Origin of the sequence: Sphingomonas silueang (assembly GCF_040049155.1) — a bacterium.
Taxonomy (GTDB): domain Bacteria; phylum Pseudomonadota; class Alphaproteobacteria; order Sphingomonadales; family Sphingomonadaceae; genus Sphingomonas; species Sphingomonas silueang.
The window spans coordinates 1-24,723 of sequence record NZ_JBDZDK010000042.1 but is presented as its reverse complement, the minus strand read 5'-3'; the positions used below and the strand labels follow the sequence as shown (position 1 = coordinate 24,723).

Genomic DNA, 24,723 nt, shown 5'->3' with positions numbered 1-24,723 from the left:
AGTAACGCCATGTTCATCAACTCCGTCACTCCCCGACAAACCGTCGGGGAAAGGTTGAGACACGGGTCACTTCTCGATGGAAATTCCCACCACCGCCGGGTCAACTCTCAGCAAAAATCAACACGCCTGCCTCATGATGAAGCAGGCCGTTACCATCGCAACAAGTTCATAACAGCCTCTACACCAAGTGGTGGGACACGATCCGGCGGTGGATACCGTGAGCAGGAATTCAAGTCGTTTGCGAGCGGGCGGCACACGATTGCGAACAGCTACTCTGGCACCCACACCGTGACGCGCTATACTTTACCGCATCGACATGGTGGCGGGGGCCGGGAACATGCGACGACAGCTGATTTGGACGCATCGAGCGGCTCGTAGCGCACTGCCGGCGCTGTCGGTACTGCTGACGGTACCGTCGGCGGCACGTCCAGAAGCACCTTCAGTTAGACGCGCGCCTTCAGCGGCGCTGAAGGCAGCGATCGATGCCGAACGGACCGCCGAGGGCGCGACGCTGGCCGAACGCGAGGTCGCGGCCTGCCTCGCCCGCCCCCGCTTCGCCGACGACTGTCTCGACCTGTTGGAGGAATCTGTATCGTTGCAGATCGATGCCGGTCGCCCGCAACTGGCCGTGATCCACGCCCGTAGCGCGCTGGCGATCGCGCGGGCGCGGTTCGGTGAGGATGCGGCGGAGACCGGCAATGCCTACGGCAATCTCGGCAGTGCGTTGCAGGCGGCGGGACGGCTTGTCGAGGCGCTGGCACCCAAGCAGCGCGACCTTGCCATCGCCCGGCACCTGCTGGGCGAGGCGCATGGCGATACCGCGATCAGCTACAACAATGTCGGCGTCCTGCTCGACCGGCTGGGGCGGCACGAGGAAGGTGAGTCGATGTTGCGGCGGGCGATCGTCATCTGGAGGGCGTTGCCGGACGAACGCCGCAATCTCGGCATCGCCCATCACGGCCTGGCCCGCAACCTCGACCAGCAGGGGAGGCTGGCCGAGGGGATGGCCGAATATGACGCGGCGCTCGCGGTCTATGCGACCATCCTTCCGCCCAACCATCCGCAAATCGCCAATCTGCTCACCAGCATCGCGATCAGTCTGCGCGCGCAAGACCGTCTGCCCGAGGCGGAGGCCGCCGCGCGCCGGGCGCTGGCAATGCGCGAGGCACGGTTGCCGCCGGGGCATCCCGACATCGGATCGGCGCTGAAGGCATTGGCCAACATCCTCGGTGACGCGGGACGCGAGCATGAGGCCGAAGCGCTTACCGCCCGCGCCTTGACGATCGAGCGGCAGGCACTGGGCATGCGCCACCCGGATGTCGCCTTTACCCTTGCCAATCTCGCGGTTGGGACGCTGCGGCAGGGGCGCGCCGGCGACGCTGCCGCGCTGCTCCGCGAAGCCATCGCGATCCTCGATGCGGCAACCGGGACGCCGCATCCCAAGCGGGTGGGAATGCTGCTCCGGCTTGCCGACGCGCTGCGCACGGATGGCGATGCGGTGGGTGCCGAAGCGGTGCTGCGCGACGCATTGGCACAGGCGACGGCCCGATCGATGCCCGATCCCGCCGATCCCGCCCGAGCGCGGGTGGCGCTGGCCTCGCTGCTCGCGGACACCGGCCGGGCGGCGGAAGCACTGCCGCTAATCGAGGCGGCGCTGCCGCTGCTGCCCGGCGGCCCGGCCGGCACTACCGCTGAGACGATCGTGGCGCGCAGCCTCCATGGCGCGGTGCTGCACCGGCTGAGGCGGATCGCGGATGCCAGGGTGGCGATCGACGGCGCGGCGGCGGCGGCGATCACCCGGTTCGAACGCTACGGCACCCGTTCGGTCGAGCAGCGCCGCGCGCTGCGCGACGTGCGGACGGTGTTCGAACGACAGGTCGCGATCACATGGGATGCGGTGCGCGGGGCAAGGGTGCGCGGCTGCGATGCCGACTGCGGTGCCGCGTTTGTCGCGGCACAATGGGCGATCTATTCCGGCGCGGGGCAGGCGATCGACGGTGCGGCGCTCCGGCGGGGTGACAATCCGCTCGCCGTGGCGCTGCGTGAACGCGATGCGCTGGTCTTGGCCCGCGACGCGACCGATCGCCGCTATCTGAAGGTGGCGGCGCTGGATACGGCACAGGCGGCGATACTGGCCGGACGGATCGCCGAACAGGACGCGGCGCTGACCGCGCTCGATGCGCGGATCGTCGCGGCGCAGCGTGGCGGGGCCGATCTGCTGCGCCCGCGGCCGGTATCGATCGCGACGGTGCAGGCGCTGCTGGCACCGGGCGAAGTGCTGGTGATGGCGGTTCCGGGCGAGACGGCGGGCCATGTTTGGGCGATACGCCGCGACCGGGTGCGCTGGGTGCGGCGGACCGGACTGTCGCATGCCAGGCTGGCCACGCGGGTCGCACGGTTGCGCGCGGGACTGGGCGGCGCGGGAGCAGGAATGCGCGGCCAGATGGGCCGGATATCGGGCGCGCGGTTCGATTTGGCGGACGCCGCGGCGCTGGGCGAGGACTGGTTCGGTTCCGCCCGCGACCAGATGGGGTACCGCAGCCGCGTCATCAGCGTGGCGAGCGGTGCGCTGGCGTCGGTGCCACCCGCCGCGCTGCGCATCGGCGGGCGCTGGTTGATCGACCGTACGGTCGTCACCGCGCTGCCGTCGCCCGCGAATCTGCTGCGGTCACGTTGTCAGGCATGCACCCCCGTGCGACCCGATGGGGCGATCGCCTTCGTCGGGATGGGCGCGCCCGCGCCGAACCCGGCGATGCCCGACCTGCCGCCGCTGCCCCATGCGCGCGACGAACTTGCGGCAATCGCGACGCACTTTCCCGGTCGTGCCCGGTGGTGGACCGGAAGCGAGGCGACCGAGGCGCGTCTGCGCGGAGAGGCAGGATTGCCCGTCGCGCGCTATATCACGCTTGCGACCCATGCGGTACGCACCGGCGACGGCGGACCAGCGGGCGAACCCGCGCTGCTGCTGACGCCAGGCAACGCCGGCGACCCCGCCGACGACGGACTGCTCACCGCGTCGGAGGCGGCGACGCTGCGGATCGGGGCGGATCTGGTTGTGCTTTCCGCCTGTGACACGGCGGCGGCGGACGGTGCGTTCACTGGCGAGGATTTGTCGGGCCTTGCCCGCGGGTTCTTTGCGGCGGGCGCGCGCGGGGTACTGGTCAGCCATTGGCCGATCGACGATGCCGCCACGGCACTGGTCAGCCCCGCGTTGTTCGCGGGCATCGGCAGCGACCCTGCCGCCGCGCTGCGCGACGCGATGCGGCGGTTGCGCGACACGCCGGGCAGGCGCTGGGCGCATCCGCGCTACTGGGCTGCATTCACCTTGGTCGGTGACATCGCCGCGCGCCGGTGATCCGGGGCCGACCCGCCGGTGTCAGTTGGTCAGCAGCTCGAACGTCGCCGGGGTGTTGCCGGTCGCGCGGACGGTGACGGTCACCGTCTGCGGTCGGGACGGATGCCAAATGCACAGCGCGGTGGATGCGGGCGCGCACAGCGTCCGTCCGGTCGGGTCGTCGACGCGCAGCCGCGCTCCCGTCCCCCGCGCATAGATGATCGCCACCTCGCCCCCCGCATAGGTGATCCGCTCCCGCCATGTCCCCCCCGGTAGCAGTGACCGTGTCTGCTGCCGCCATCCCGCGCCGCGCTCCGGGGCGGGCAGCCGGGCCAGCGCCGCCTGCAACCGCGCATCGCCGCGCACCGCCCGCTCGGTCTCCGCCCATAACGGCTGATACCCTAGGTCGGCGGGCAGACCGCCAGGCGCGTGGACCCGCCCCTCCGCCCGCGCGGTGAGCGTCAGCGCCGCCAGCAGCAGCGCTCCTGCCCCGTCGTCCCCGGCCACCCGTGCTTCCTCACGCAGCCGGTCGGCCGCCACGACCAGCAGCAAGGCGTCGTCGTCCGGCGCCGCCGCGCGAAGCGGCCCGCCCGGTATCGCCACGCCCAGCATCAGTAGTGCCACGCCACTTCTTACCCGCATCGTAAGCTGATTCCCTGCGCCGTGACCGTTATGATACGGATCGGACGGGCGGCGGAAAGGGGCCACGCGCCGTTGCCGAGGGACTGTCGGATGCGGGTGGTGTTGCTGGAGGACGAACCGATCTGGGCGCAGGAGGTGGGCGATGTCGTCCGCCACCATGGCTGGCGGCTGCGCTGGTTCGATACGATCGCCCGGTTCGACGCGGGGTTCGATCCGCACGATACCGATGTGCTGGTGCTGGACATCCATATGGCGGGTGTAGACGGCGACGGGCTGGACCTGCTTCAGCGGCTGCGAAGCGCGGGGGTTGCCACGCCGGTATTGATGCTGACCGCCTTTCCCGCCCATCGCGAGCCTGAAGCGCTCAGGAACGGTGCCGACACCTATCTGCTCAAGCCGTTCGATCCGGCGGTCCTGGCCGAGCGGCTCAAGGTACTCATCCGCCGGTTCGGAGCGGGCGATCCGTCACGGATGACGATCGGGTTGCTCGCGGTCAGTTCCGATCGTGAAACGGCGTGGTGGGCATCGCGGCCGCTGCCGCTGACGCCGCAGTCTTTCGCGATCCTCGTGCGCCTGGTGCACGCCCATGGTGCGGTGGTCGATCCGACGACTTTGTGGCGCGGGGCCTGGCCCAACGAACATCATGGCGTACGCATGCCGCTGCTGCACGTCGCGATCACGCGGTTGCGCGCGGAACTGGCGGACGCGATCGGTTCGAAGCAGTTGATCGTGACCGTCCCGCGCCGCGGCTATCGCATTGATCCTGACGCGGCATCGTGCCGCTGAAGAGGTTCCGGATCGCGCGTGCGACATGGGGCGTCGCGGTGCTGCTGCTGGGAATGGCGATGGCGCTGGGCGCGCTGATCGTGGCGCTGCGCGGCGAGGCACGCACGCAGGTGGAGGCGGAGGTACGCGCCGATCTGGTTGCGATCGGGGTCGCTGAATCGAACGTGCCCGTCGTCCAGACGCTGACCATGCTCGACCGGCAGGCGGGCGGCACGCTCCAGTATGTCGTCGCCGATGCCGACGGGCGCCGGATCGCGGGCAGCCTGCGCGCCTGGCCCGCCGCCCCGCCCGATGCGCGCGGATGGACCGTCGCGCGCGACGGCGCCCGGCGCGTGCTGGGGCGCACGCTGACGATCGACCGCCGGTTCCGGCTGTTCGTCGGGCGCGACATGACCCCGATCGACCGGGCGGCGGACCGGATGCTGCTGATCGGGCTGAGCCTGCTGGCGCTGGTCCTGATCGCCTCGGCGATCACCGCCCAGCGATCGCTGGCGCGGACACGGCAACGGCTGCACCGCTTCGATGCGGCACTGATCGGCTTCGTCGAGGGAGACGAGGCGGCGCGGATCGGCGATCGGGCGGGCGACGCCATCGGACAGACCGCGCGGCGGATCGACGCCACGCTGGCGACGCTGGCCGACGCCTTGCGGGTCAATCGCCGCCTTGCCGGTACGATGGCGCACGAGATCATCCGTCCGGTCGCCCATGCCGCGCTGACGGTCGGGCGCGCGACGACGCTGGGGGCGGCACGGGTGGCGGTGCAGGAAGCGCTGGAGACGGCGCGGGCGGCGGCCACGGTGCTGTTGCAACGTGCACCGCCCGCGTCGAAACCGCCGCCGCCGGTGGACCTTGCCGATCTCGTCGCGCGTGTCGCGGTGCCGCTGCTGCCCGCCGACGGGACTTTGCCACCGATCCGGCTGCGCCTGTCGGCCGCACCCGCCCGCGTCGAGCCGGCGCAGACCATGCTGCTGATCGCCAACCTGATCGAGAACGCGCTGCGCCACGCGGGGAGCGGCGGCCCGGTCGATATCGCGACCGCCATGATCGATAAGCGACCGATGCTGTGCGTCGCCGATCGCGGCTCCGGTACCGCCGCCCTCCCCCGCAATGCGCAGGGCGCGCCGTGCAGCGGCGACCGACACGGGCTGGACCTCGTGCGCGACATCGCAGCGCGACAGGGTGCGGACCTGTCGTTCGCCGACCGGCCCGGCGGGGGGCTTCGCGTCACCTGCCGATGGCCCTTACCATTGGCGTAAGAACGGCGATTTCCTTCGCCCCGTCGATCCCTGCCTTGGCATCCTCCATCCAACGACGGGATCATCGGGGAACGCGGCATGAAGGGATCGATACTGGCAATCGGCGAGGACGGCGGTCTGATTCTTGGCGAAGACGGCGCGCGCTATGCCTTCGGGCTGCACCACTGGCGCAGCGAGACACCCGCACGGATCGGCGAACCAGTCGACTTCGTCGCCACCGGCACCACCGCCACCGACGTATTCGCGCTGCGCCAGCCCACCCGGATCGGTACCGCGGTGAAGCAAGGCATGGCGGCGATCGAACAGACGCTGGAGGAGGAACGCGGCGGCGAAGTGCTGAGCCGCGTACGCGGACTCGCGGCGGAGCGGCCCCATGCAGTCGTCGCCGGTCTGCTGTTGCTGGCATCGATCGCGCTGTCATGGGCATCGTTCGGCGGTCCGGGGGCGGCGCAGCGGCTCGACGGTAGTCTGCTGTCCATGCCCGACCTGCTCGGCGATCTGCGGGAGCAGGTCGACACGGCAGTCACGGGGCTGGAGCAGTTGCTAGGCAACAGCCCCGGTTCGCCGTTCCGCGATACCGGCACCGCGGCCAGGCTTGCGGTGGCGAAGCGCGCGCTGCTGCTGCTGCGGCTTGCCCCGATGCTCTATCTCGTGCCGGTCGGTGCGATCGCCATCCTCATCCTCGCATGGAAGGGGCGGCGGATGCGGCTGGTCGAACTGGCGACCGGGCTGCTCGCCGCCGGATCGGTGGTGACGGTGCTGCTGTCGCGACAGGCGCTGGCCGGTGCGGTCGCCGATCGGTTCGGCGCGGCGATGCTGCGATCGCTGGTGCAGGTCGAGGCGGGCGGTTGGCTGGCGGCGCTGTGCGGCATCGGCCTGATCCTTACAGCGCTGGGGATCGTGCGGCGGACGCCGGGGCTGTGACCGCTGAATTTCGGCAACGGGGAGGACGGAACATGCGATGCATGATGACGATGGGTGCGGCACTACTGCTGCCGGGATGTTCGAACGGGCCGGGCGATGCGGCGATACTGGCGGCGGTGCAGGCGGCAAACCCACGCTCCCACATCCTTTCGATCGAGGGGCGTCGCTGCGTCGACGCGGGTGAGGGGCGCTATCGCTGTACCTTCCGCGCCGGACTGGAACGGGCATCGGGCATCGAGCCGACGGAGGCGTCGATGCTGTTCGAACAACGCCCGAGCGGCTGGGCGATCGTGGGAGAGTGAAGGTGATGCGGCGAATGGCAACGATGTGCATGACTGCGGCGATGCTGGCGGGCTGCGGCGGGGGGGAGAACACGCCTGCCGAACCGGCGGCCCAGCCGCTGGCGGACGGCGGCGAGAGCGGGGTCGGCTATCGCCCGCCCCCGCCGAGCAGCGCGGCACAGGGCACCGCCGCGACACAGGGGATCGATTGCGCCGCCAACCGCCCCGCGGCGGCATCGGGCGGGCGCGACATCGCCGGGGTGACGCTGGGAATGCCCGCCGAACAGGCATTCGCAATCGTCGCCTGTACCAATCCGGCGTTCGAGGTCGACTATAGCAGCGAAGGCGGATTCCGGATGGCGAAACTGCCCGGCGACACCCAACCGCGCACGCAGATCGCCGCGCGCGCCGGGCTGGAAACGATGACGCTGTCGCTGGTCGGGCTGCCGGGACAGGAGCAGGTCGTCGCGATCCATCGCAGCGTCGAGTTCGCCGATGGGCAGGAAGCGCCGGTGGAGACGGTGCTGAAGCGGCTGACCGATAAATATGGCCAGCCAAGTTATCGCTATTCCGCTGGCGACGGCAGCGTCGGCCGCTATGAACTGCCCTATTCGCCCGACGGCAAGCTGCTCGGCCCCGATAATGCGCTGTTCAACCAGTGCACCAACGACCGCAGCGACGGATCGATGTCGATCTCCGACGCATGCGGGATCAGCATCAATTTCGCGGTACACGCAAAAAGCGCCAATCCCGGTCTCGCCCGGTCGTTCGCGGTGGCGCTGGTCGACCAGCGCGCGGCGATGGCGGCGATCGAACGGTTCAATCAGGCGGCGGCGGCGATGGCGGAGAAACAGCGTCAGGGTGAGTTGAACGCAGCGCAGCAGGCGGTCGATGCGGCGGGCAAGGACGGCAACCGGATGCCGACGCTGTGAGCGCACCCGGTGCGGTCGCCCGGCGTGCCCTGCTCGTGCAATTGCCGCCGGCTTCGAGTGCGGCGGCACGAGCGACAGCCAAGCGTCGGAACCCGCCGCTGCCGCCGTCCGCGCGGCGGGTAGATAACCCCGCCTTCGCCTCGCGGCCAGAACGCCTTACTTCGAGAGGGAGCTTCCCATGAAGCTGATGTTTGCCGTGCTGGCGATGGCGGCGGCGACCGCGCCCGCCGGGCCGGAAAGAACCTATGCCGACTGCTGCGCTGAATGCCGCCAGATCAAGGCGACGAACCTGCAAAGCTGTCAGGGAAAGGTCGGTTCGGCGTTAGCCACCTGTCAGGCGAAGTGGGCCGAGTCAGAAGCTCACTGCCTGCAAAGGTGCCTCGCCACAGAGACAGCAAAGACCCGTCGCAACGAGCAACGCAGCCGTGAAGCTGTCGATCGCGCACTGAACCCACGCCGATGAAAGGAGCCATATGATGAAGACGCACAAGCCCGTCATCGGCGGGATGTTCGTGATTGCCGCCTGCGTGTCGCTGACGGCGTGCGGCGCGGGTAGCGCCGATGGCGGCGCAGGCAAGGAGCCGTCACAGGATGCAATGCAGGCCGCAGCGCTGCGCTTTGCGATGGGACCGGAATCCGTCATCGTGGACAAGGACCGCATCGGCCTGCGTGGCAAGGACGGCCACCAGCAAATCCTGACGCTCAGGAAAATCGCGTGCACGACGACTGATGGCGCGCCCGGCGCGAACTGTGATTTCAGCGTCGAAAGCTGTGTCGGCAAAGCGCCCGACGGGTGCAAGCCCGACAAGCAAACGCTTTCGGGGCGCTTCGTCCGGTCGGGCGATACGTGGCACTATGTGCCGACCAACCCGATGATGACCATCCCGAGGCCGGTGGAAAACCTCCGCGCCATCGAGAACGCGGAGATGATGGCGAGCGGCGGCATCGCCGGCTGATTCGATCCCGATCTGCCCGAACGCCGGCAGCGCCTTGCCCGCCGTCTCGGCGGCGAGGCCTGCCATCAACCCGCACCCCCTGTCACAGGACTCTGGAAATGCGTCTCGCAATGGTCCGTTTGCTGGCGTTTGCCGGCCTCACCGCGCCACAGACGGCGCCTGCGCAGCAGGTGGCGCATCAGGGCGACGGCTACACCGTGTATCTGGTCCGCCCGCAGTTTTGCATGATGGACCTTGATACGGGCCGTGGCGCTCGCGTGCGGTTCGCCTATCGCCGCGACACAGGCGAGGTTGGATTCTCCTACGTACGACAGGGGTTCCCACCCGTCGCAGCGAACAGGTCGTTTCCGGTCTTCATCCAGTTTCAGGGTGTATCGCGACCAACGGACCTTGTCGTCACCGGATACACGGGCACGGACGGAATGCGGGGCTTCGCGGGGCGTACCAACGCCGCGTTGATAGATGCGTGGGGGAAGCATTCGGGCGTCACCATCCGTCTTGGCGACGACGCCCGAACACCGATCGAAACGATCCCGCTGCATGGTTCGGCGAATGCCGTGAATCATTTTACGGCCTGCACGCTGCCCGATTACTCGGTAACGGTCATGCCGCCGTCACCGGAAGAAATGGGTATGGCGTCCACCGCGCCCGACACGCCGTCCGCACAGACCGCGCTTGGCACGTTCACCGTGCGCTGCAATGGCAACGCCGCCTCTACCTACCATGCGGGTCGGGAGTTGATCGGCAAGGGACCAGCATGCGACGAGAGCGGCAAGCCGGAATTGTCGGCCAGCTCGAAGTTCAAGACAGGCGAACAGATATTGCTGGTCACCAAGCCGGTGAGCGCGACGATATCGGAGGGTTCGATTGTCCATATCAAAGCGGGGACACCGCCTCGCGTCGTCAATATCGACTATATGACCGAATTCGGGGCGATCATCGCCGTGAACAAAGTGCAGGTCGTCTCCAGTGGGCAGTTGAACGTCAACGCGCCGCGTGCCGAATGGCGGTGCGAACTGACCCTGAACTGGGCGAACGGCACGATCGCGTCCCAGCGTGAGGTCGGGTCGCGCACGGGCATGTGCAACGAGCCATCTCCAACCATCACGAAGTCCGCGCCTGCAAAGCCGGTTGGCGCGACGCCGACAAGGGAATGGCTTGCTGGCGGGTGGGTTGCGCAGGGAACCTATTGCGCCAGCGGTGACGCGATCTCGATTCGAAGTGATGGCACCTATTTCATCGGCCATCACACCAATGGTACATGGCGGCTGGCGGACGGCAAATTGCATGTCGCATTCAAGGTCAGCGATATCGATGGCGAAGATGGCCCGGTCGAGCGCAAATCACCCGGCATTGTGAAGCTGGGCCAGAATGACCTCCTATTGGGCGGCGACCGAATGAAGCGTTGCCCGGCCAATGGAGGCATTGAACCGTGGCATCCGAAAGTCCGGTTCGGGGTCAGATGACCGTGCTATCTGTCGCGTGATCGTTCGTCTGGCAGATTGGGTGGCGCGATGGATCTGAGCACCCGTCGCGCGGTCGCGGGTCGTGTCCCGTGGCGTGGTGTAGCTTTGGCGGTAAGGCCGGTCCGTTCTTGATGCCGTTCGGGATTTTGTCGACGACAACTTCGCCGTCGCCTGATCGAGTCGTCACGCGCCACCCAGGTGAGTAGCTGCGTTCAGGCAACCACGGTCAGCTTTTCATCAGCAAAGACAATGACCTGCACGACATCAAGGGGCTCGGGCAGTGCCGGATCGCCATTTGAAAACCGACGCCATCTCGGTGGCGACTGGTCCTGTACGCGGGAGCGGGATAGTGTTTCGCTCATGCTGCCGGAAATCACCGACGAGGAAATCCATCAAGCCGTTTCAAACCCGCAGACGGTGGCGGCGGGGCGGGCGTATTGGCGTGGCGGCCATGTCGTCCGGCTCGAAGCTGATGACGCGAAGGGTCTCGTATCCGCCTTGGTGAAGGGCAGCGCGAAGTCGCCCTATCGCGTTGAACTGCGGTTCGGATCGGGGGCGCGGGTATCGACTTTCTGTAGCTGCCCGGTAGCCATGGGGTGCAAACATGCAGCGGCAGTGCTGTCCGCGTTGCAGGCGGCCAGGGCCGTCCGGTCACAAGATGCCGGAGAAACATGGAGCAAGGGGGCGGTACTCGACCATGTGCCCCGGACACCTGTGATCGAGCCGTTGCCGCCGGCGCTTGCGCAGTGGGCAACGGCGATGCGGCCGATCCGCGATCGGTTTGTCGCGCCGGACCTCCCGTCTTTCCGGGCCGTCCTCTACGTGGTCAGGGTACAGACGATCACCGGCACGACGCGACTGTCGAGGAAACGTCCGCTGGCATCGCTGACGATGCCGGGTTGCGCACTGCGCCTGTGGATCGAGCCGGTCGACATCGCGCTGAATGCGGACGGCAAGCCGGTAGGTAGCGGCTCCAAGGTCCATATGACCGGATACTATCCGGGCTATGCGGGTCCGCCGCACATCGGCGAGGAGGACCGTCTGATCGTTCGGCGGTTGCAGCAGCGGCTCGGCGACACCGATCACGAAGGCTGCCTGACCGGGGCGGGCGGTGCCGACCTGCTGGACCGCATCGTGGCGACGGGACGCGCGCGATGGGAGAACCCGCGCGGGCCGGTGCTGCGACAGGGGGAGCAGAGGGCGGCGGCCCTGACGTGGGTGCACGACGATCCTGGCCGCATGCGGTTGTCGGTCGGTGACATCGTGGCCGACAGCGTCGTGACGCTGGTCGCGCCCCCCGTCGTGATCGACACGATCGGCGGGACGGTCACGCCGATCGATCTCGGCGTACCGGGCGCGATGGCCGAACAACTGCTGCGGCTGCCGCCGGTCGGACCGGAGGCGGTCGCCGGGCTGGCGGCACGGTGGCGCGATCTGGTGCCGGCACAGGTGCCGGCACCCGTGGCGCCGGAGATACGCGATCTGGGTATGATCGAGCCGGTGCCGGTAGTGTCGCTGTGTATCGACAAGGTCGCCATGCAGGCATGGCATGGCAGCCGTTATCGCCATGGCGGCAAGGGGCAGGTGCCGTGCGCGGTGGCGCGGCTGACCTTCGCTTATGCCGGCACGATCGTCGGTCCTGCCGTCGACGACCAGACCCTGCTGGTTCGGGAGGGCGATGCACTCGTCCGTTTCCGTCGCGATCAGGATGCCGAAGAGGATGCGGTCGGCCGTCTGTTGCTCGCCGGTCTGCTACCGCTCCACGACTTCGACGATATCGCCCCGAGTGCGCGACAGGCATGGGATCACGTGCCTGACATGCCGGCCTCGCCTGAGGCATTTACGCCCTTTCTGATCTACGAGGCGGAGTTGCTGCGCGCCGAAGGCTGGCGCGTGGAAACCACGGCCGATTTCCCGCTGCGGGTGATGCCGGTGGAAGACACCGGGCTATCCGCCACCGTGGTGCCGTCGGGGGTCGACTGGTTCGATCTCGAACTGGGGGTGACGATCGAGGGGCAGCGCGTCGATCTGGTGCCGGCGCTGCGGCGGATGCTGGCGACGTTCGATGCGGGCGAACTGGACGCATTGAGCCGCGATCTGGCCGAGGCGGAGGACGTGTTGCCGGTTGCGCTCGGCGACGGGCGGGTGGTGACGGTGGCGGCCGCTGCGATGTTGCCGGTGCTGCGGGCGTTGCTGGCGCTGGCCGCCAACGAACCGGCAGTGGCAGGCACGGGCAGCGGACCGGGGTTCTCACGCCTCGATATCGGGCTGCTCGGCGAACTGGAGGCGACGACCCCCGGACTGGCATGGAGCGGTGTCGAGCCGCTGCGGATGCTGGCGCGCGAACTGACGCAGCTGCAACTCGCGCCGACGCCGCTGCCCGCAGGGTTCACCGCGACGTTGCGACCGTATCAGCAGACAGGTTTCGACTGGCTGGAGGCATTGGGACGCGCCGGCTTCGGCGGGCTGCTCGCCGATGACATGGGACTTGGCAAGACCGTGCAGACGCTGGCGCATAGCGTATCGCGCAAGGCGGCGGGGGCCGGTGGATCCCCCGCCCCGGTGCTGATCCTCGCGCCGACCTCGGTGCTGCCCAACTGGCAGGCCGAGATCGCACGCTTCGCGCCCGGTCTCTCGGTGCTGCTGCGCCATGGTACCGGCCGGCACGGCGGCGACACGCCGATCGGCGGATATGACGTGGTGCTGACCAGCTATCCGCTGCTGGTGCGCGACGCCGACATCCTCGCCGCCGAGCCGTTCTCGCTGGTCGTGTTCGACGAGGCGCATGTGCTGAAGAACCCGCGCACCGGCAGCCATGCCGCCGCCAGGCGCCTCAAGGCCGAGCGCAGGCTCGCGCTGACCGGCACGCCGGTCGAGAACCGGCTGACCGATGCCTGGGCGCTGTTCGACCTGGTCGTGCCCGGTCTGCTGGGCACGCAGCGCGACTTCCAGCGGCTCTACCGTACCCCGATCGAAAAGCACGGCGATGGCGCGGCACGCGCGCGACTGGCACGCAAGCTCAGGCCATTCCTGTTGCGCCGGACCAAGGACGCGGTGGCGAGCGACCTGCCGGCAAAGTCGGTGATGCAGGTCGCGGTCGTCCCCGCCCCGGCGCAGATGGCGCTGCACGAAAGCCAGCGTCTGGTGATGCAGCAGCGGGTCCGCGACGAGATCGCCCGTGTCGGGTTGATGCGCGCCCAGATCATGGTCCTGACCGCGCTGACCCGGCTGCGGCAGGTGTGCTGCGATCCGCGGTTGCTGCCCGATCACGGCGCGAAGCCGCCTGGATCGGCCAAGCTCGAACGGCTGCTCGAACTGCTGGGCGAGCTGATCCCGGAAGGGCGGCGGATCATCCTGTTCAGCCAGTTCACCGCCATGCTCGACCTCATCAAACCCGAACTCGACCGATCGGGGCATGGCTGGGTCGAACTGACCGGCACGAGCAAGGACCGCCGGACGCCGGTCGCGCGCTTCCAGGCCGGCGAGGTGCCGCTTATCCTGGTCAGCCTGAAAGCCGGTGGCACCGGGCTGAACCTGACGACGGCCGATACCGTCATCCTCTACGATCCATGGTGGAACCCGGCGGTGGAAGCGCAGGCGATCGACCGCGCGCATCGCATCGGCCAGCGAAACCCGGTCTTCGTCTACCGCATGATCGCCAGCGGCACGATCGAGGAGAAGATCCTCGATCTGCAACAGCGCAAGGCGGCGCTGGCCGAGGCATTGTGGAGCGACGAGGCAGCGACGTCTGCCGCGCTGACGCAGGAGGACATCGATTTCCTGCTCGGATAGCGGGAGGGCTGTCGCATCGGCTGGATATGGTACGCGCGGATCCTGATGATCGTGAGGGAGCCACCGAGTGTTCCGACGACGGGCAGACGGCGCGGGTCCACGCGCGGATGCGCATCCGCCGGCTGAAGCAGGTCGATATCGCGCCTCATCCCGACCGATCGCATGCATGACGACATCATGGCCAGCCTGCCCGAGGAACGCCGCGAGCGCATCAAGGCCCGTGCCGCCAGGATGGCTGCCGAGGTCGAAGGCCTGAAGGCGCTACGCCTCCTCGCCGACCGCAGCCAGGAACAGATCGCGCAGGCGCTTGGCGTCAAGCAGCCGTCGGTGCTCAAGATCGAGCGCCGGACCGATCTCTACCTGTCTACCTTGCGCTGCTTCGTGGAAGCCGCAGGCAGCACGCTGGAGTTGCGCGTCGAACTGCCCGGCAAGGGTGTCCCTGCACCTCACCGGCATGGGTGAACTCGCGCCGTGACCCATCTGGCGCGGGGCCCGTCGCCACATGCGCCCCGACCTACACTGGCTCTGCCCCCAAAACCACCTTTTGTGGTACTGCCCACAACTCCCTGTCACACCTGACTATCTGATTCCATGATTTGGTGATGCAATCCTTCGGTAGAGCGGGAAGAACATGCCTAAACCACCAAAGTGACGCCGGATCGGTCGGCAAGCGCTTTGAAACGCATGGCAAGACCGGGGTCCGCATCAATTCGAAGCGTGCTGACCACGCTCAGTGCATTGGACGGTACGCGATCGCCAAACAACATCATCGCCATCGACGAGGGATATGCCCGCGATTCCCAAATCATTCCGTGGGTAGCGTTGTCTCTGTGGTGCAGCGCTGCGGACCAACGACGGGTATCGGGGAACTCGCGCGCCGGCGTATCGATCAGTCGGGTTCGTGCGACACCGAGCTTCATCAGATCGGGTGTCATGAACGAACGCAAGCCAAGTGCGCTCTCGACGCGAAGCACCGAGCAACGCACGTTCGCGAGCTTGCCGAGCGCGTAGGTTTTGAATGGCTCGACCGGGTCGAGATCGTGGAAGATCGTTTCGTATATGGCCGCCTCGAACCCGTCCGCTGCATAGGCTGTCGGTACACGGTTGTGTATCGGGCCGATCGGCGCGAACCGTGATTGGCCGAAACCGGGATTGAAGGTATCGCCGGCGAACTGCTCGGCATGAATGCGCCAGAGCATTGCCCCCACCGGCAAATCGGTGACGTGGATCGGAAAGGTGGTCGGCGGCTTTGGCACAGTGCCGGTCGGCGGTAGTGCCGTCATCCGCTGATTTCGTCACGCTCGTGACCTGCCGCCTCTATCAGGGCTGCCACGTCATCCAACATGTCGCGAGGCGCTGGTCCGCCGAGCCAGGAGTTGGACGACACGAACCAGAAGGCGATCTGCCAAGGCGTCCGGCCTGCTGGCAACTTGGCCAGAACCTCGCGTATCACCGCCAGCGGTTTTCCATCATCGTCAAACTGGAATGCCGGAAACCAGTCCTGTCCTTGATACGGGACGGCGAACACGCGCCGCTGGCTCTTCCAGCGCGCGGCGGTTTGGTGGCGGTTCTTGGCCGTATGCCCGGCAAGGCTTGCGACCTGCGTTGAGGTCCGCGTTTCGACGTCCCGCATGAAGCGCTGCCGGATCGCGGTATTATCGGCGGCTACCGCGGTGTGAAACTCGGCCATGGGGTCATGCGTGTCAGCCAGCACATCGAGTAGCTGCTCGATCTTGCGCTCGAGGTGGCGCGTACGAACGTCCGGCAGCAGTTTGTCGACGAGCGCGTAAAGCGCCAGGCGCTCCGCATCTGTGTCGGGATCGCCGTCGTCGAGCTGCTCGATCACACGTGCGACGGCGGTTCGATACCGTTTTGCAAAGTCCTCGACAGAGGTCGCTATGTACAAGGTGTCGTCGACCGTGTCGGTTCGTGTCGAGCCTTGGAGCGTGGCGGGTCTGGCGCGCGCGGTCTCGACCAGCTTGGCAAACACCATCTGGGCGAAAGCGCCGGGATCAACAGCGTTAGCGAGGGTCGCCACGAGCATCTCCTGTGGTTAGTATCACTAACATATAAGCGATCTCACTACATCCGTCACGCTCAATATATTATCTTATGCCATGATCTACGGCTGAGCTCGGCGCTGTTGCTTGCCCATTTGGCAAACCGGCGTTCATCCCCGCACGCGGGCGAGCACGCGCGCGGCGACGCCGCTCTGCGCCTGGAGCCTGCGGCCGTAGCGCAGCGCGGTGGAGGGGGACGACCAGCGCAGGGTGAGTGCAATCCCCGCCCCGTCCTCGCCGGCAGCGAACAGGTCCTGGGTCAGCCCGACGCGCAGCGAATGGGTGGAGAGCGCGGCGACCGCCGCGTCGAGGTCGTCCGGGGCCACGTCGACCAGCCCGGCCACGGCAGCGGCGCGCGCGATCCGCCGGTAGATGGCGGTGACCCCCTGCCGGGTGAGCGGTGCCGTGCCGATCGTGTAGGTGACGAGCAGCGCGGCCCCCTCCCCGTCCGCGTCGCCCCAACGCGCATCGGCGATCTCCTTCGAGCGCTGCCGTCGCCGGTCGACGCCGACCCGGCGGAACAGCACCTCCTCCCCGATCCCCGCCGCGGCGCGCCACGCCGCCACGCGGCGCATGGTATCGGCGGAGAGCCACGCCCACGCCCCCACCCCTTCCTGATCGGTCTTCGACCGCGGCAGATGGAGGAGGCCGGTGCCGTCGTCCTGCGGTCGCAGATCGGCAACCGTGACCGCGGTCAGCTCGCCGACGCGCAACCCCGCGTCATAGCCAAGCGACAGCAACGCGGCATCGCGCAGCCCCTGCACGTCGCCGGTACACGCGGCGAGCAGCCCCGAGAGGGTGAACCCGCCGGTCTCCCCCAGCCCTGCCCCGAAGCGAAGCGGGGCGGCCTGTCGCTGCGCGGCGCCCTGGCGCCGGCGGTTGCCGCGCAGCGCGTTGCGCACCATCGCCGCCGACGTCGGCGGGTCGCCGTGCCCCAGCAGGCGGTGGACGGTGGCGAGGCTCGCGATCCGCCTCGCGAGTGTCGCGGGCTTGCGGCCGTCGGCCTCGAGCGCGCGCAGATAGCGCACCAGATCCTCGGGGTCGGCGGGATAGGGCGGCCGATGCTCGCCCGCACACCATCCGAGCCAGCAGTCGAGATCGGCGGCGATCGCGCGCTTGGAAGCATCGGCCATCGCCTCGAGCGCGGTCTCGACCCCGAGCGCGCTGATGGGGGCCATGTCGGCGGGTGCGACGCGCGCGAGCGTGGCGAGCAGGCGGTGGTCCGCAGTGGCACCGGTATCGCCCAAGGACCCTCGCTGCGGCAGCGTGCCATCGGTGCGGACCACGAGCAGGCTGGTGGCAGCAGCTACTGCATGCGGGTAGAGGTACGGCACGTCCGGGGTTATGCCATCGGCATCAGCGTGTGGCATTGTATCGGTTTCGAGGCTGACGTTGTCATCCGTGTCACGGCGCGCATCGCCTGCCCCATGCGCCATACCGTCCTGCCACACCGCCACACCGCCGATCCTGTTGTGATCGATAACTATCCTGTGGATACCATAATGTCCGATTATGGAAAGTGACTAGTTCAGCAGTGGTACGGTGTGTTAGACGGGGCAGGGTAGGCAGATGGTAGTACCATGATGCCCTTGGTTGTGCGTGGTGCTCATTGCGGCTAGCCTGTCCCGAACACCCCTTCGTGCCACGGACTGTCCGCATGACCGTACAAGTCAACATCACCCCCAACGGGCGCATGAGTTTGCCCGCCGACATCCGCAAGCGCTTAGGGCTAACCGGCGGCGGCGCGGTCTGGCTCGACGAGACCGCCGACGGCGTGATCCTGCGCACCGTGCCACAGATCGTGGCGCAGGCACAGGCGCTCGCCCGCCAGTACCGCAATGCGCCCGACGGCAGCGTCGATGCCTTCCTCGCCGATCGTGCGCGCGAGGGCGGCGAATGAGCGTGGTGCTCGATGCCTCCGCGCTGCTCGCGCTGCTGCGCGGCGAGGCCGGCGCGAAGAAGGTCGAGGGCGCGTTGGCCGGCGCGCGCATGTCGGTCGTCAGCATGGCCGAGGTCGCCTCGCACTATCACAAGCTCGGTATGCCCGACGAGGTCGTCGACCGGATGCTGCGCTCGCTGCCGGTCGTGCTGGCCGCCGCCGATGCCGCGCTCGCCCGCGACGCCGCGCGGCTCTCCGCCCATGCGCCCAGCCTTTCGCTTGGCGAGCGTTTCTGCCTCGCCCTTGCCAGACGCGACGCGCTGCCGGCCTGGACCGCCGACCGCGCGTGGAAGGACGTCGCTTCCGCCACCGGGGTCAAGGTAGTGACGATCCGCTGAGAGGCATCGATCTTTCGGGAACGCCTGGCAGTCAGGCGCACCTTGGACTTGGGCGGTACGGGGAAGGGCGCTACGATATTCAGACGCCGCGTTCTGTTCCGGCCTGCGCGGTTAGCATGCGAACCGTCGCCATCGGCAGGAACAGCCGCAAGCCGTTCGATGCCAGCGGTTGAAAGCCATAGCTGGTGTAGCGGGACACGCGCTTCGCCACCTTTTCCGGATCGCCGCAATCGAGCACGTCGAGCATCACCACGGCGATCTCCAACACCTCGGCTGCCCTGGCCAGACGCGTCAGGCAATCCACCAGCAGATCGCCACCATATCCTTGTCCCTGAAAGCGGCTGTCGACCCCGATCATCGAAATATAGGCCGCCGGGATGCTGCCATGCGCGGGACGGTTGCGCGCGAACCGGTCGGGTAGCTCGGTATGGTCGATGGCATGCGCGTTGGTGGCATAGAAGCCGATCAGCTTGTCCTCCGGACTGACCATCACGAACGTGCGGACGGTATCGGCCTTCGCGAGCTTATTGGCGGTCCGACGAAAGAAATTGTCGACCTGCGATATGCCGCAGGAAAACACCGCTTGATCGTGCCTGGCTGGATCGAGCGGTTCGATAGCATATGGTCTTGTACGCTCGTCCGCCGTCACCTGCTGACGATCGTCTCGCGATGGCGGGCGAACGCCGCGCGCAGCCGGTCGGCAGGCGCCGGCGGCGTGTCGAGTGCCGCGAAGAACCGTGCGTGATCGACCGGTTGCAGAGCGGTACGCTCGTGCGCCGCGATCGTCTCCATCGCCGAGCGATAGGCGGCGTTCATCGTGAAGACGGAATCATCCACCCCGGAGAGCGCCGCTGCCTGCTGGATCGCCTGCTTGATGCGCGGCTTGGTACGGAAGTTCATCCGCTCGCTGCTGCGCTCATCGATCGCGCCGATCTGATCCCGAAAGCCGAGCATGGTACACCTCCGTCAACCCGACGCATCATGTACGCCTTGGCGGCGTACACTTCAACAACGGTTGCATGCCATGCGATCGAATGGTTCGACAAGAGGTGCCGCCGCCGGTTGAAGGCGGCGACCGTCACAGGCTTACAGTGCCAGGCGCAGCCCCGCCGCATAATAGCCGTCGCCGACATTGCCCTTCAGCTGGATGCGGGGTGCCACCGGGAAGGCGATGGTTCCATAAGGTATGATCTCATCGCTGATGCGGGCACCGATGCCGAGCGTGGCAACCAGCGGCACCGAATAAGTGGCCTCGACACGGCCATAGGCGCGCAGCCGGGTGTTGTTGCACAGCTCCTTGTCGGCGTAGCGACCGTTGGTCTTGTCGCGACAGGCGTCGGATCCGCCGTTATCGTCGAGATAGTAGCGACCATTGTCCTGTGTGAAGATCAGCGCACCGACTGCCGGGGTCACCTTCAGTCCGGGCAGGAGCGCCAGATCGTAGCCGACACCAAGTTCCCCGCCCCAACGCTCGTCTGCCCGCGCGCCATTGGCTTCCAGCACGATTTGCGCCTGCGCGGGTACCGCGCAGCCGGCCATGATCGCGGCGAGCGCAATTCCAATTACCTTGTTCAATTCAATCCCCCTGCGGCGTCCGGGTTCAGACGCTCGCACGCCAGTAGAAACCGGCGACCTTGCGAGCAAGTCGTTGAAACATGACCCATCGTGCCGGCGGAGGTAGGATGCTCCTGCGCCGCCAACCGTCTGCTGCCGACCCGTCCGGGCACGGTGATCGCTCGTCACCGGTTGCCAAATGCCGGACAATACGGATACGGCCGCGACCGCAGGTACGGTGCCGCCGTTCCTGTCGTTTCAACCGATAGCAACGCACGAGCGACGTCCCCATGCAGATCATCGTCCGCGACAACAACGTCGATCAGGCGCTCCGCGCACTGAAGAAAAAGCTGCAGCGCGAGGGCGTCTATCGCGAGATGAAGCTGCGCAAGCATTACGAAAAGCCATCCGAGAAGCGCGCTCGCGAACGTGCCGCCGCGATCAGCCGTGCGCGCAAGGCCGAGCGCAAGCGCGCCGAACGCGATCGCTGATCGCGCGACCCGGTCACACAGATGCTTCCGATCGGTACCCGGATTGACGAAACCGGCACGCTGGTGCGTGACGGCGGCGCCTTCCATCTGCGCCGGGACGCCGGCGGGCGCTATGCGCTCGAGCTGCACCGCACGCCGGTCGATGAGGTCGAGAAGCGGGTCCGGCTCGTCGGTACGTTGGTCGCGTCCGGCGTCGTCGACGCCGACAGCATCACGCCGATCTGACCGAACGCCTCCTCAGGGCGACAACCGTTCGTCGCGGGAACGATTCAGGTCGACTCATCTCGATTGATCGCGGTCATGGCCAAGGCCACGCCTGCCGCCATGGAACACCGGATCGTTCATGCCTGCGGCCACGAGCAGGCGCACGTCATCTACGACTTCGATGCCCAGGTGGCACGCAAGGCACGCTGGCTGCGCACCACCCTGTGCCGCGCCTGCTTCATCGCCAACAAGCAGGCGGAGCAGGCAAAAGAAGCTGCCGGGACCGCGGCCACCATCGCCCATCTCGACTTGCCCGAGCTGACCGGCAGCGGGCGACAGATCGCGTGGGCCACCACCATCCGTGCTAGTCGGCTTGCCGCGCTGACGACCGATCCGGTCACGACTGCCGACGCCGACTGCGCAGCATGCCTCCAGATCCGCGACGCCAAATGGTGGATCGACCACCGCACCCTGCCACCGACGGACTTCCTCATCGAAGCACGTCAAGCGTGCGGCAATGCGGGTTCGCCGCTAACGGCAGGTGTTGGGAAAGACCCATTTCGGACTATGGTTCCTCATAACCAAATCGAAACCCCTGTCTCGCCTGACCCCGCGTGAGAGGCGCTGCCTCGAACTGGTCGCACTACATTACGACGCCGCGCAGATCGTAGGGGAACTGGGCATGCGCCTGACAACTGTGAACGGTTGTCTCTTTGATCTCATCCATAAATTGGAGGCATGTTTCGGGCGGAGTTCCTGAACCAACACTGGTTCAGGAACCTCGACGACGCGGTCCAAAAACGCGAGGCTTGGCGCAGAGACTATATTGAGGTGCGACCGCATAGTGCCATCGGCAACAAGACGCCAATATCGCGGGTGAACTGGTCAGCGGCACATGGCCCGCCGCTGCCGGCAGGCGCTGGATGACGGCAAGTCGATTCATTCGAAACCGAGTAACAGTTCAACACCGATCGACCTTTGGTTGCGGCGGAATAAAAGGTCTGGACCACGTCACATCAAATTTCCCCTTGCGTCCGCCTCGCCGCTCAGCCAATCCTATTATCAGCGGATATCAACCGCTTGGGGCACTGATCGGGGGCGATCTTGAAAAAATACTGTCGTACGGCGTTTCTGCGTCGTTCTCTCTTCGTGTCGGCGGTGCTGATCGGGGGAACGACATCGCCGGTGCTGGCCCAGATCGCGCCGCCGCCGCCCGTTCGCCAGTCAGTCGATGCCAATGGTGTCGATCTCATCAGCGGAAAGCTGCTCGTCACCGGTCCCGTGCTGTCGATCGGTTCCGCCGACGAAAAAGGCATGCAGTATTTCAAGTTCAACAACGGCGACGGTTGGAACGACAATCTGATCGCCGTCATCAACATTCAGAACAATGCCGTTATCGTCACGATCAACGGCCGTTCGGACCGGTTCACACAGTCGGGGTCGAATTACGTTTCGAGCGAGGGCGGCGGATCGAAGCTGTCGCTTGCCGGATCGACCTATACCTATACCGCCAGCGACGGCACCGTAGCGCTGTTCGACAAAGCGCGGGCCGGCTTTTATCCGCAATATGCGACCGAAGGCAGGGTCACGAACATCACCTTCCCTTCCGGGGAAACGCTTACCTACAACTACGACAGCGTGGTCTACTGTTCCGGCACCAAGCAGGGTAACGACGGCCTGATCTGCACGCTGAAGACCACGGCGTATCGACTTGGTTCAATCGACAACCGCCACGGATATCGCGCGACCTTCTCCTATCCGGAAGTGGAAGGGGATCCGCAGGACCCCGAAACCGGCCCCTTCGACCTGTATCGCTGGTCGACCGTTCAGGGCGTGACGCTGAAGAACCGTGCGACCAATGGGGAAGTGAGCGGTACCGGCTTCACCGATGCCGCAGGCCAGGCGATGCAGTTCACCTATGGCGCGAGCGGCATCACGGGCGTGACCTACCCCGGCAGCACCACGGCCGACGTGACGATCGGGTACAGCGGCGCGCGCGTCTCGAGCGTGCAGACCGCCGTGGGCAACACGACCTACGCCAGTGTCGATGGCGTCGACAACGGGCGGAGCATCCGGACGGTGACCGTCACCGACCCGGCGGCCAAGGCGACCGTCTATGTGTTCGACCTTGCGCTCGAGCGGATGCTGTCGCGCACCGACCCGTTGGCGCGCAAGACGCAATGGACCTATGACAGTCTTGGCCGGGTGACGCGGATCACGCAGCCGGGCGGCGAATATACCAGCTTCGTCTATGACACCCGCGGTAACGTGACCGAGACGCGGCAGGTCGCGCGGACCGGCAGCAATCTCGGCGATATCGTCTCGACTGCCAGCTATCCGGCGAACTGCACGAACGCCGTGACGTGCAACCAGCCAACCTCGACCACCGCCGCCAACGGCGGCGTCACCGATTACGAATATGATCCGACGCATGGCAATGTGACCAAGGTCACCGGACCTGCGGCGAGCGGGGGCATTCGCCCGGCGACGCGCTACGCCTATGCGTTGAAGCACAATACGACCACCGGTGCCGATATCTATATGCTGACCGGTATATCGACCTGCCGCACCACGGCGTCATGCGTCGGGACAGCGGACGAAACCACGACGACGATCACCTACGAAAGCGGTAACCTGCTGCCGACCGCGCAGACGATCGCAGGCAGCGACGGCGGTCCCTCGGCGACCACCACATTCGGCTATGACGCGATCGGCAACGTCACCTCGATCGACGGGCCGCTGAGCGGGACGGCCGATACCCAGCGCATCACCTACGACGTGCTGCGCCGTCCGACGGCGGTCATCGCGCCCGATCCGGACGGCGCAGGAGAACTGCCGCATCCGATCGTGCGGACGACCTATGACGCGCGCGGCCGGATCAGCGCGCAGGAACAGGGTAGAGGCAATGCCGACGGCAGCGGATTCACCGCCGACCGGAAGGTTGTCTCCACCTACGACGATGCCAACCGCAAGACCGCCGAGCGGGCGATGTCCGGCGCCACCGTCTTCACGCTCACCCAGTTCGGCTACGACACTGCGGGTCGCCTGGAGTGTACGGTGCAGCGGATGAATCCGGATGCCTTCGCCACCACCCCGGCTTCCGCCTGCGATCTTGGCGTTACCGGCACGGACGGGCCCGACCGGATCACCAAGGTCACGTACAACGACGCCGGGCAGGTGACCGTGGTTCGTCGCGGCGACAAGACCGATGCGGCGACGGAGGACCAATATGCCTATCACGCCGACGGTACGCTCGGCACCGTCACCGACGGCAAGGGGAATGTGACCGCCTATACCTACGACGGGTTCGCCCGCCCGGTGCGGACCTGCTACCAGACCGCGTCGTCGACTGCCTGTGCCGGTTCGCCCGGCGATTACGAGCAGTTGAACTACCAGGCCAACGGAGACCTCCAATCGCGTCGCCTGCGCGATGGACGGACGATCGGCTTTACGTTCGACCTGCTCGGTCGGCTGACGAAGAAGACGGTGCCGGACGGCTGCCCGCCGGACCAGTCGACGGGCTGCCCGCCTGCGTCTGCGACGCGCGATGTGGACTATGGCTATGACCTGCTTGGCCATCTGACTTCGGCGACCTTCTCGGGCACGAGCGAAGCGGTCAGCGCGACCTATGACGCGCTGGGGCGAATGGCGAGCACGACGACGACGATGGGCGGAACGTCACGCACGCTGTCCTACGCCTATGACGCGGCCGGCAACCGCTCGCGACTGACGCATCCGGACGGGATGGCGTTCGGCTATGAGCGTGAT

The 24,723-nt window shown here is 67.0% G+C and carries 25 protein-coding genes and 1 pseudogene; 18 read left to right on the top strand and 8 right to left on the bottom strand.

Features of this window, described 5'->3' with window-relative positions:
* The first annotated feature begins 337 nt into the window (after positions 1-337).
* Positions 338-3,355 carry a CHAT domain-containing tetratricopeptide repeat protein gene (locus ABLE43_RS21345; RefSeq protein ID WP_348980070.1) on the top strand — a complete coding sequence of 1,006 codons (3,018 nt, stop codon included), beginning with the start codon at positions 338-340 and terminating at the stop codon, positions 3,353-3,355.
* Positions 3,356-3,376: 21 nt separating this feature from the next.
* On the opposite strand, the gene ABLE43_RS21340 is transcribed toward ABLE43_RS21345, so the two are convergent.
* Positions 3,377-3,958 carry a hypothetical protein gene (locus tag ABLE43_RS21340; protein WP_348980069.1) on the bottom strand — a complete coding sequence of 194 codons (582 nt, stop codon included), beginning with the start codon at positions 3,956-3,958 and terminating at the stop codon, positions 3,377-3,379.
* A gap of 108 nt (positions 3,959-4,066) precedes the next feature.
* On the opposite strand from ABLE43_RS21340, the gene ABLE43_RS21335 reads away from it, so the two are divergent.
* The 8 genes from ABLE43_RS21335 (at position 4,067) to ABLE43_RS21300 (ending at position 10,577) form a co-directional block, all read left to right on the top strand.
* The gene (locus ABLE43_RS21335; protein ID WP_348980068.1) at positions 4,067-4,762 is read left to right on the top strand and encodes a response regulator transcription factor; all 696 of its coding nucleotides are present in this window, start codon (positions 4,067-4,069) and stop codon (positions 4,760-4,762) included.
* Positions 4,753-6,018 (top strand): sensor histidine kinase, encoded by a 1,266-nt coding sequence (locus ABLE43_RS21330; protein WP_348980067.1) that lies wholly within the window; start codon positions 4,753-4,755, stop codon positions 6,016-6,018. The genes ABLE43_RS21335 and ABLE43_RS21330 overlap by 10 nt, the downstream gene beginning before the upstream one ends.
* A gap of 78 nt (positions 6,019-6,096) precedes the next feature.
* Positions 6,097-6,942: a hypothetical protein gene (locus ABLE43_RS21325; RefSeq protein ID WP_348980066.1), complete on the top strand. Its 846-nt coding sequence runs from the start codon at positions 6,097-6,099 to the stop codon at positions 6,940-6,942.
* Between the two features lie 41 nt (positions 6,943-6,983).
* Positions 6,984-7,244 carry a hypothetical protein gene (locus ABLE43_RS21320; RefSeq protein ID WP_348980065.1) on the top strand — a complete coding sequence of 87 codons (261 nt, stop codon included), beginning with the start codon at positions 6,984-6,986 and terminating at the stop codon, positions 7,242-7,244.
* Between the two features lie 29 nt (positions 7,245-7,273).
* Positions 7,274-8,155: a hypothetical protein gene (locus ABLE43_RS21315; RefSeq protein WP_348980064.1), complete on the top strand. Its 882-nt coding sequence runs from the start codon at positions 7,274-7,276 to the stop codon at positions 8,153-8,155.
* Between the two features lie 178 nt (positions 8,156-8,333).
* A complete protein-coding gene (locus tag ABLE43_RS21310) occupies positions 8,334-8,618 on the top strand; it encodes a hypothetical protein (RefSeq protein WP_348980063.1) in 285 nt (94 codons plus the stop codon).
* 13 nt (positions 8,619-8,631) lie between these two features.
* A complete protein-coding gene (locus ABLE43_RS21305; RefSeq protein WP_348980062.1) occupies positions 8,632-9,111 on the top strand; it encodes a hypothetical protein in 480 nt (159 codons plus the stop codon).
* Positions 9,112-9,221: 110 nt separating this feature from the next.
* On the top strand, positions 9,222-10,577 hold the full coding sequence (locus ABLE43_RS21300; protein WP_348980061.1) for a hypothetical protein: 1,356 nt from the start codon (positions 9,222-9,224) through the stop codon (positions 10,575-10,577).
* Positions 10,578-10,789: 212 nt separating this feature from the next.
* Here ABLE43_RS21300 and ABLE43_RS21295 read toward each other — a convergent pair whose 3' ends face one another.
* Entirely contained in the window at positions 10,790-10,954 is a 165-nt protein-coding gene (locus ABLE43_RS21295) for a hypothetical protein (RefSeq protein ID WP_348980060.1), read from the bottom strand.
* Positions 10,955-11,399: 445 nt separating this feature from the next.
* Between ABLE43_RS21295 and ABLE43_RS21290 the strand changes: the two genes are divergently transcribed.
* Positions 11,400-14,369 carry a DEAD/DEAH box helicase gene (locus ABLE43_RS21290; RefSeq protein WP_348980059.1) on the top strand — a complete coding sequence of 990 codons (2,970 nt, stop codon included), beginning with the start codon at positions 11,400-11,402 and terminating at the stop codon, positions 14,367-14,369.
* Positions 14,370-14,531: 162 nt separating this feature from the next.
* Positions 14,532-14,831 carry a helix-turn-helix domain-containing protein gene (locus tag ABLE43_RS21285; protein WP_348980058.1) on the top strand — a complete coding sequence of 100 codons (300 nt, stop codon included), beginning with the start codon at positions 14,532-14,534 and terminating at the stop codon, positions 14,829-14,831.
* 173 nt (positions 14,832-15,004) lie between these two features.
* On the opposite strand, the gene ABLE43_RS21280 is transcribed toward ABLE43_RS21285, so the two are convergent.
* The 3 genes from ABLE43_RS21280 to ABLE43_RS21270 all read right to left on the bottom strand — a co-directional run bounded on the left by ABLE43_RS21280 (position 15,005) and on the right by ABLE43_RS21270 (position 17,886).
* Entirely contained in the window at positions 15,005-15,652 is a 648-nt protein-coding gene (locus ABLE43_RS21280) for an RES family NAD+ phosphorylase (protein WP_348980057.1), read from the bottom strand.
* Entirely contained in the window at positions 15,649-16,407 is a 759-nt protein-coding gene (locus ABLE43_RS21275; protein WP_348980056.1) for a hypothetical protein, read from the bottom strand. Before ABLE43_RS21275 ends, ABLE43_RS21280 begins: the two co-directional genes overlap by 4 nt.
* Positions 16,408-16,539: 132 nt before the next feature.
* On the bottom strand, positions 16,540-17,886 hold the full coding sequence (locus ABLE43_RS21270) for a tyrosine-type recombinase/integrase (RefSeq protein ID WP_348980055.1): 1,347 nt from the start codon (positions 17,884-17,886) through the stop codon (positions 16,540-16,542).
* Positions 17,887-18,086: 200 nt separating this feature from the next.
* Between ABLE43_RS21270 and ABLE43_RS21265 the strand changes: the two genes are divergently transcribed.
* Together ABLE43_RS21265 and ABLE43_RS21260 are read left to right on the top strand one after the other, a co-directional pair.
* Positions 18,087-18,329 (top strand): AbrB/MazE/SpoVT family DNA-binding domain-containing protein, encoded by a 243-nt coding sequence (locus ABLE43_RS21265; RefSeq protein WP_348980054.1) that lies wholly within the window; start codon positions 18,087-18,089, stop codon positions 18,327-18,329.
* Positions 18,326-18,706 (top strand): PIN domain-containing protein, encoded by a 381-nt coding sequence (locus ABLE43_RS21260; protein ID WP_348980053.1) that lies wholly within the window; start codon positions 18,326-18,328, stop codon positions 18,704-18,706. Before ABLE43_RS21265 ends, ABLE43_RS21260 begins: the two co-directional genes overlap by 4 nt.
* 79 nt (positions 18,707-18,785) lie before the next feature.
* Here ABLE43_RS21260 and ABLE43_RS21255 read toward each other — a convergent pair whose 3' ends face one another.
* From ABLE43_RS21255 to ABLE43_RS21245, 3 genes are all read right to left on the bottom strand, one after another.
* Positions 18,786-19,355, bottom strand: coding sequence for an N-acetyltransferase (locus ABLE43_RS21255; RefSeq protein WP_348980052.1), 570 nt, complete (start codon positions 19,353-19,355; stop codon positions 18,786-18,788).
* Positions 19,352-19,660 carry a type II toxin-antitoxin system TacA family antitoxin gene (locus tag ABLE43_RS21250; protein WP_348980051.1) on the bottom strand — a complete coding sequence of 103 codons (309 nt, stop codon included), beginning with the start codon at positions 19,658-19,660 and terminating at the stop codon, positions 19,352-19,354. Before ABLE43_RS21250 ends, ABLE43_RS21255 begins: the two co-directional genes overlap by 4 nt.
* A gap of 132 nt (positions 19,661-19,792) precedes the next feature.
* Positions 19,793-20,281, bottom strand: coding sequence for a hypothetical protein (locus tag ABLE43_RS21245; protein WP_348980050.1), 489 nt, complete (start codon positions 20,279-20,281; stop codon positions 19,793-19,795).
* A 269-nt stretch (positions 20,282-20,550) separates the two neighbouring features.
* Here ABLE43_RS21245 and rpsU point away from each other — a divergent pair, with 269 nt between their 5' ends.
* The 5 genes and pseudogenes from rpsU to ABLE43_RS21220 form a co-directional block, all read left to right on the top strand.
* Complete coding sequence (gene rpsU / locus ABLE43_RS21240) at positions 20,551-20,751, top strand: 30S ribosomal protein S21 (protein WP_348980049.1); 201 nt, start codon at positions 20,551-20,553, stop codon at positions 20,749-20,751.
* Positions 20,752-20,772: 21 nt separating this feature from the next.
* Positions 20,773-20,976 (top strand): DUF5818 domain-containing protein, encoded by a 204-nt coding sequence (locus tag ABLE43_RS21235; RefSeq protein WP_348980048.1) that lies wholly within the window; start codon positions 20,773-20,775, stop codon positions 20,974-20,976.
* 75 nt (positions 20,977-21,051) lie between these two features.
* Positions 21,052-21,573: a hypothetical protein gene (locus ABLE43_RS21230; protein ID WP_348980047.1), complete on the top strand. Its 522-nt coding sequence runs from the start codon at positions 21,052-21,054 to the stop codon at positions 21,571-21,573.
* A 117-nt stretch (positions 21,574-21,690) separates the two neighbouring features.
* Positions 21,691-21,882: pseudogene (locus ABLE43_RS21225) on the top strand (integrase core domain-containing protein); the annotation flags it as partial.
* 258 nt (positions 21,883-22,140) lie between these two features.
* Positions 22,141-24,723 (top strand): RHS repeat domain-containing protein (locus tag ABLE43_RS21220; RefSeq protein WP_484592968.1); only part of this gene is annotated, 2,583 nt, incomplete at its 3' end.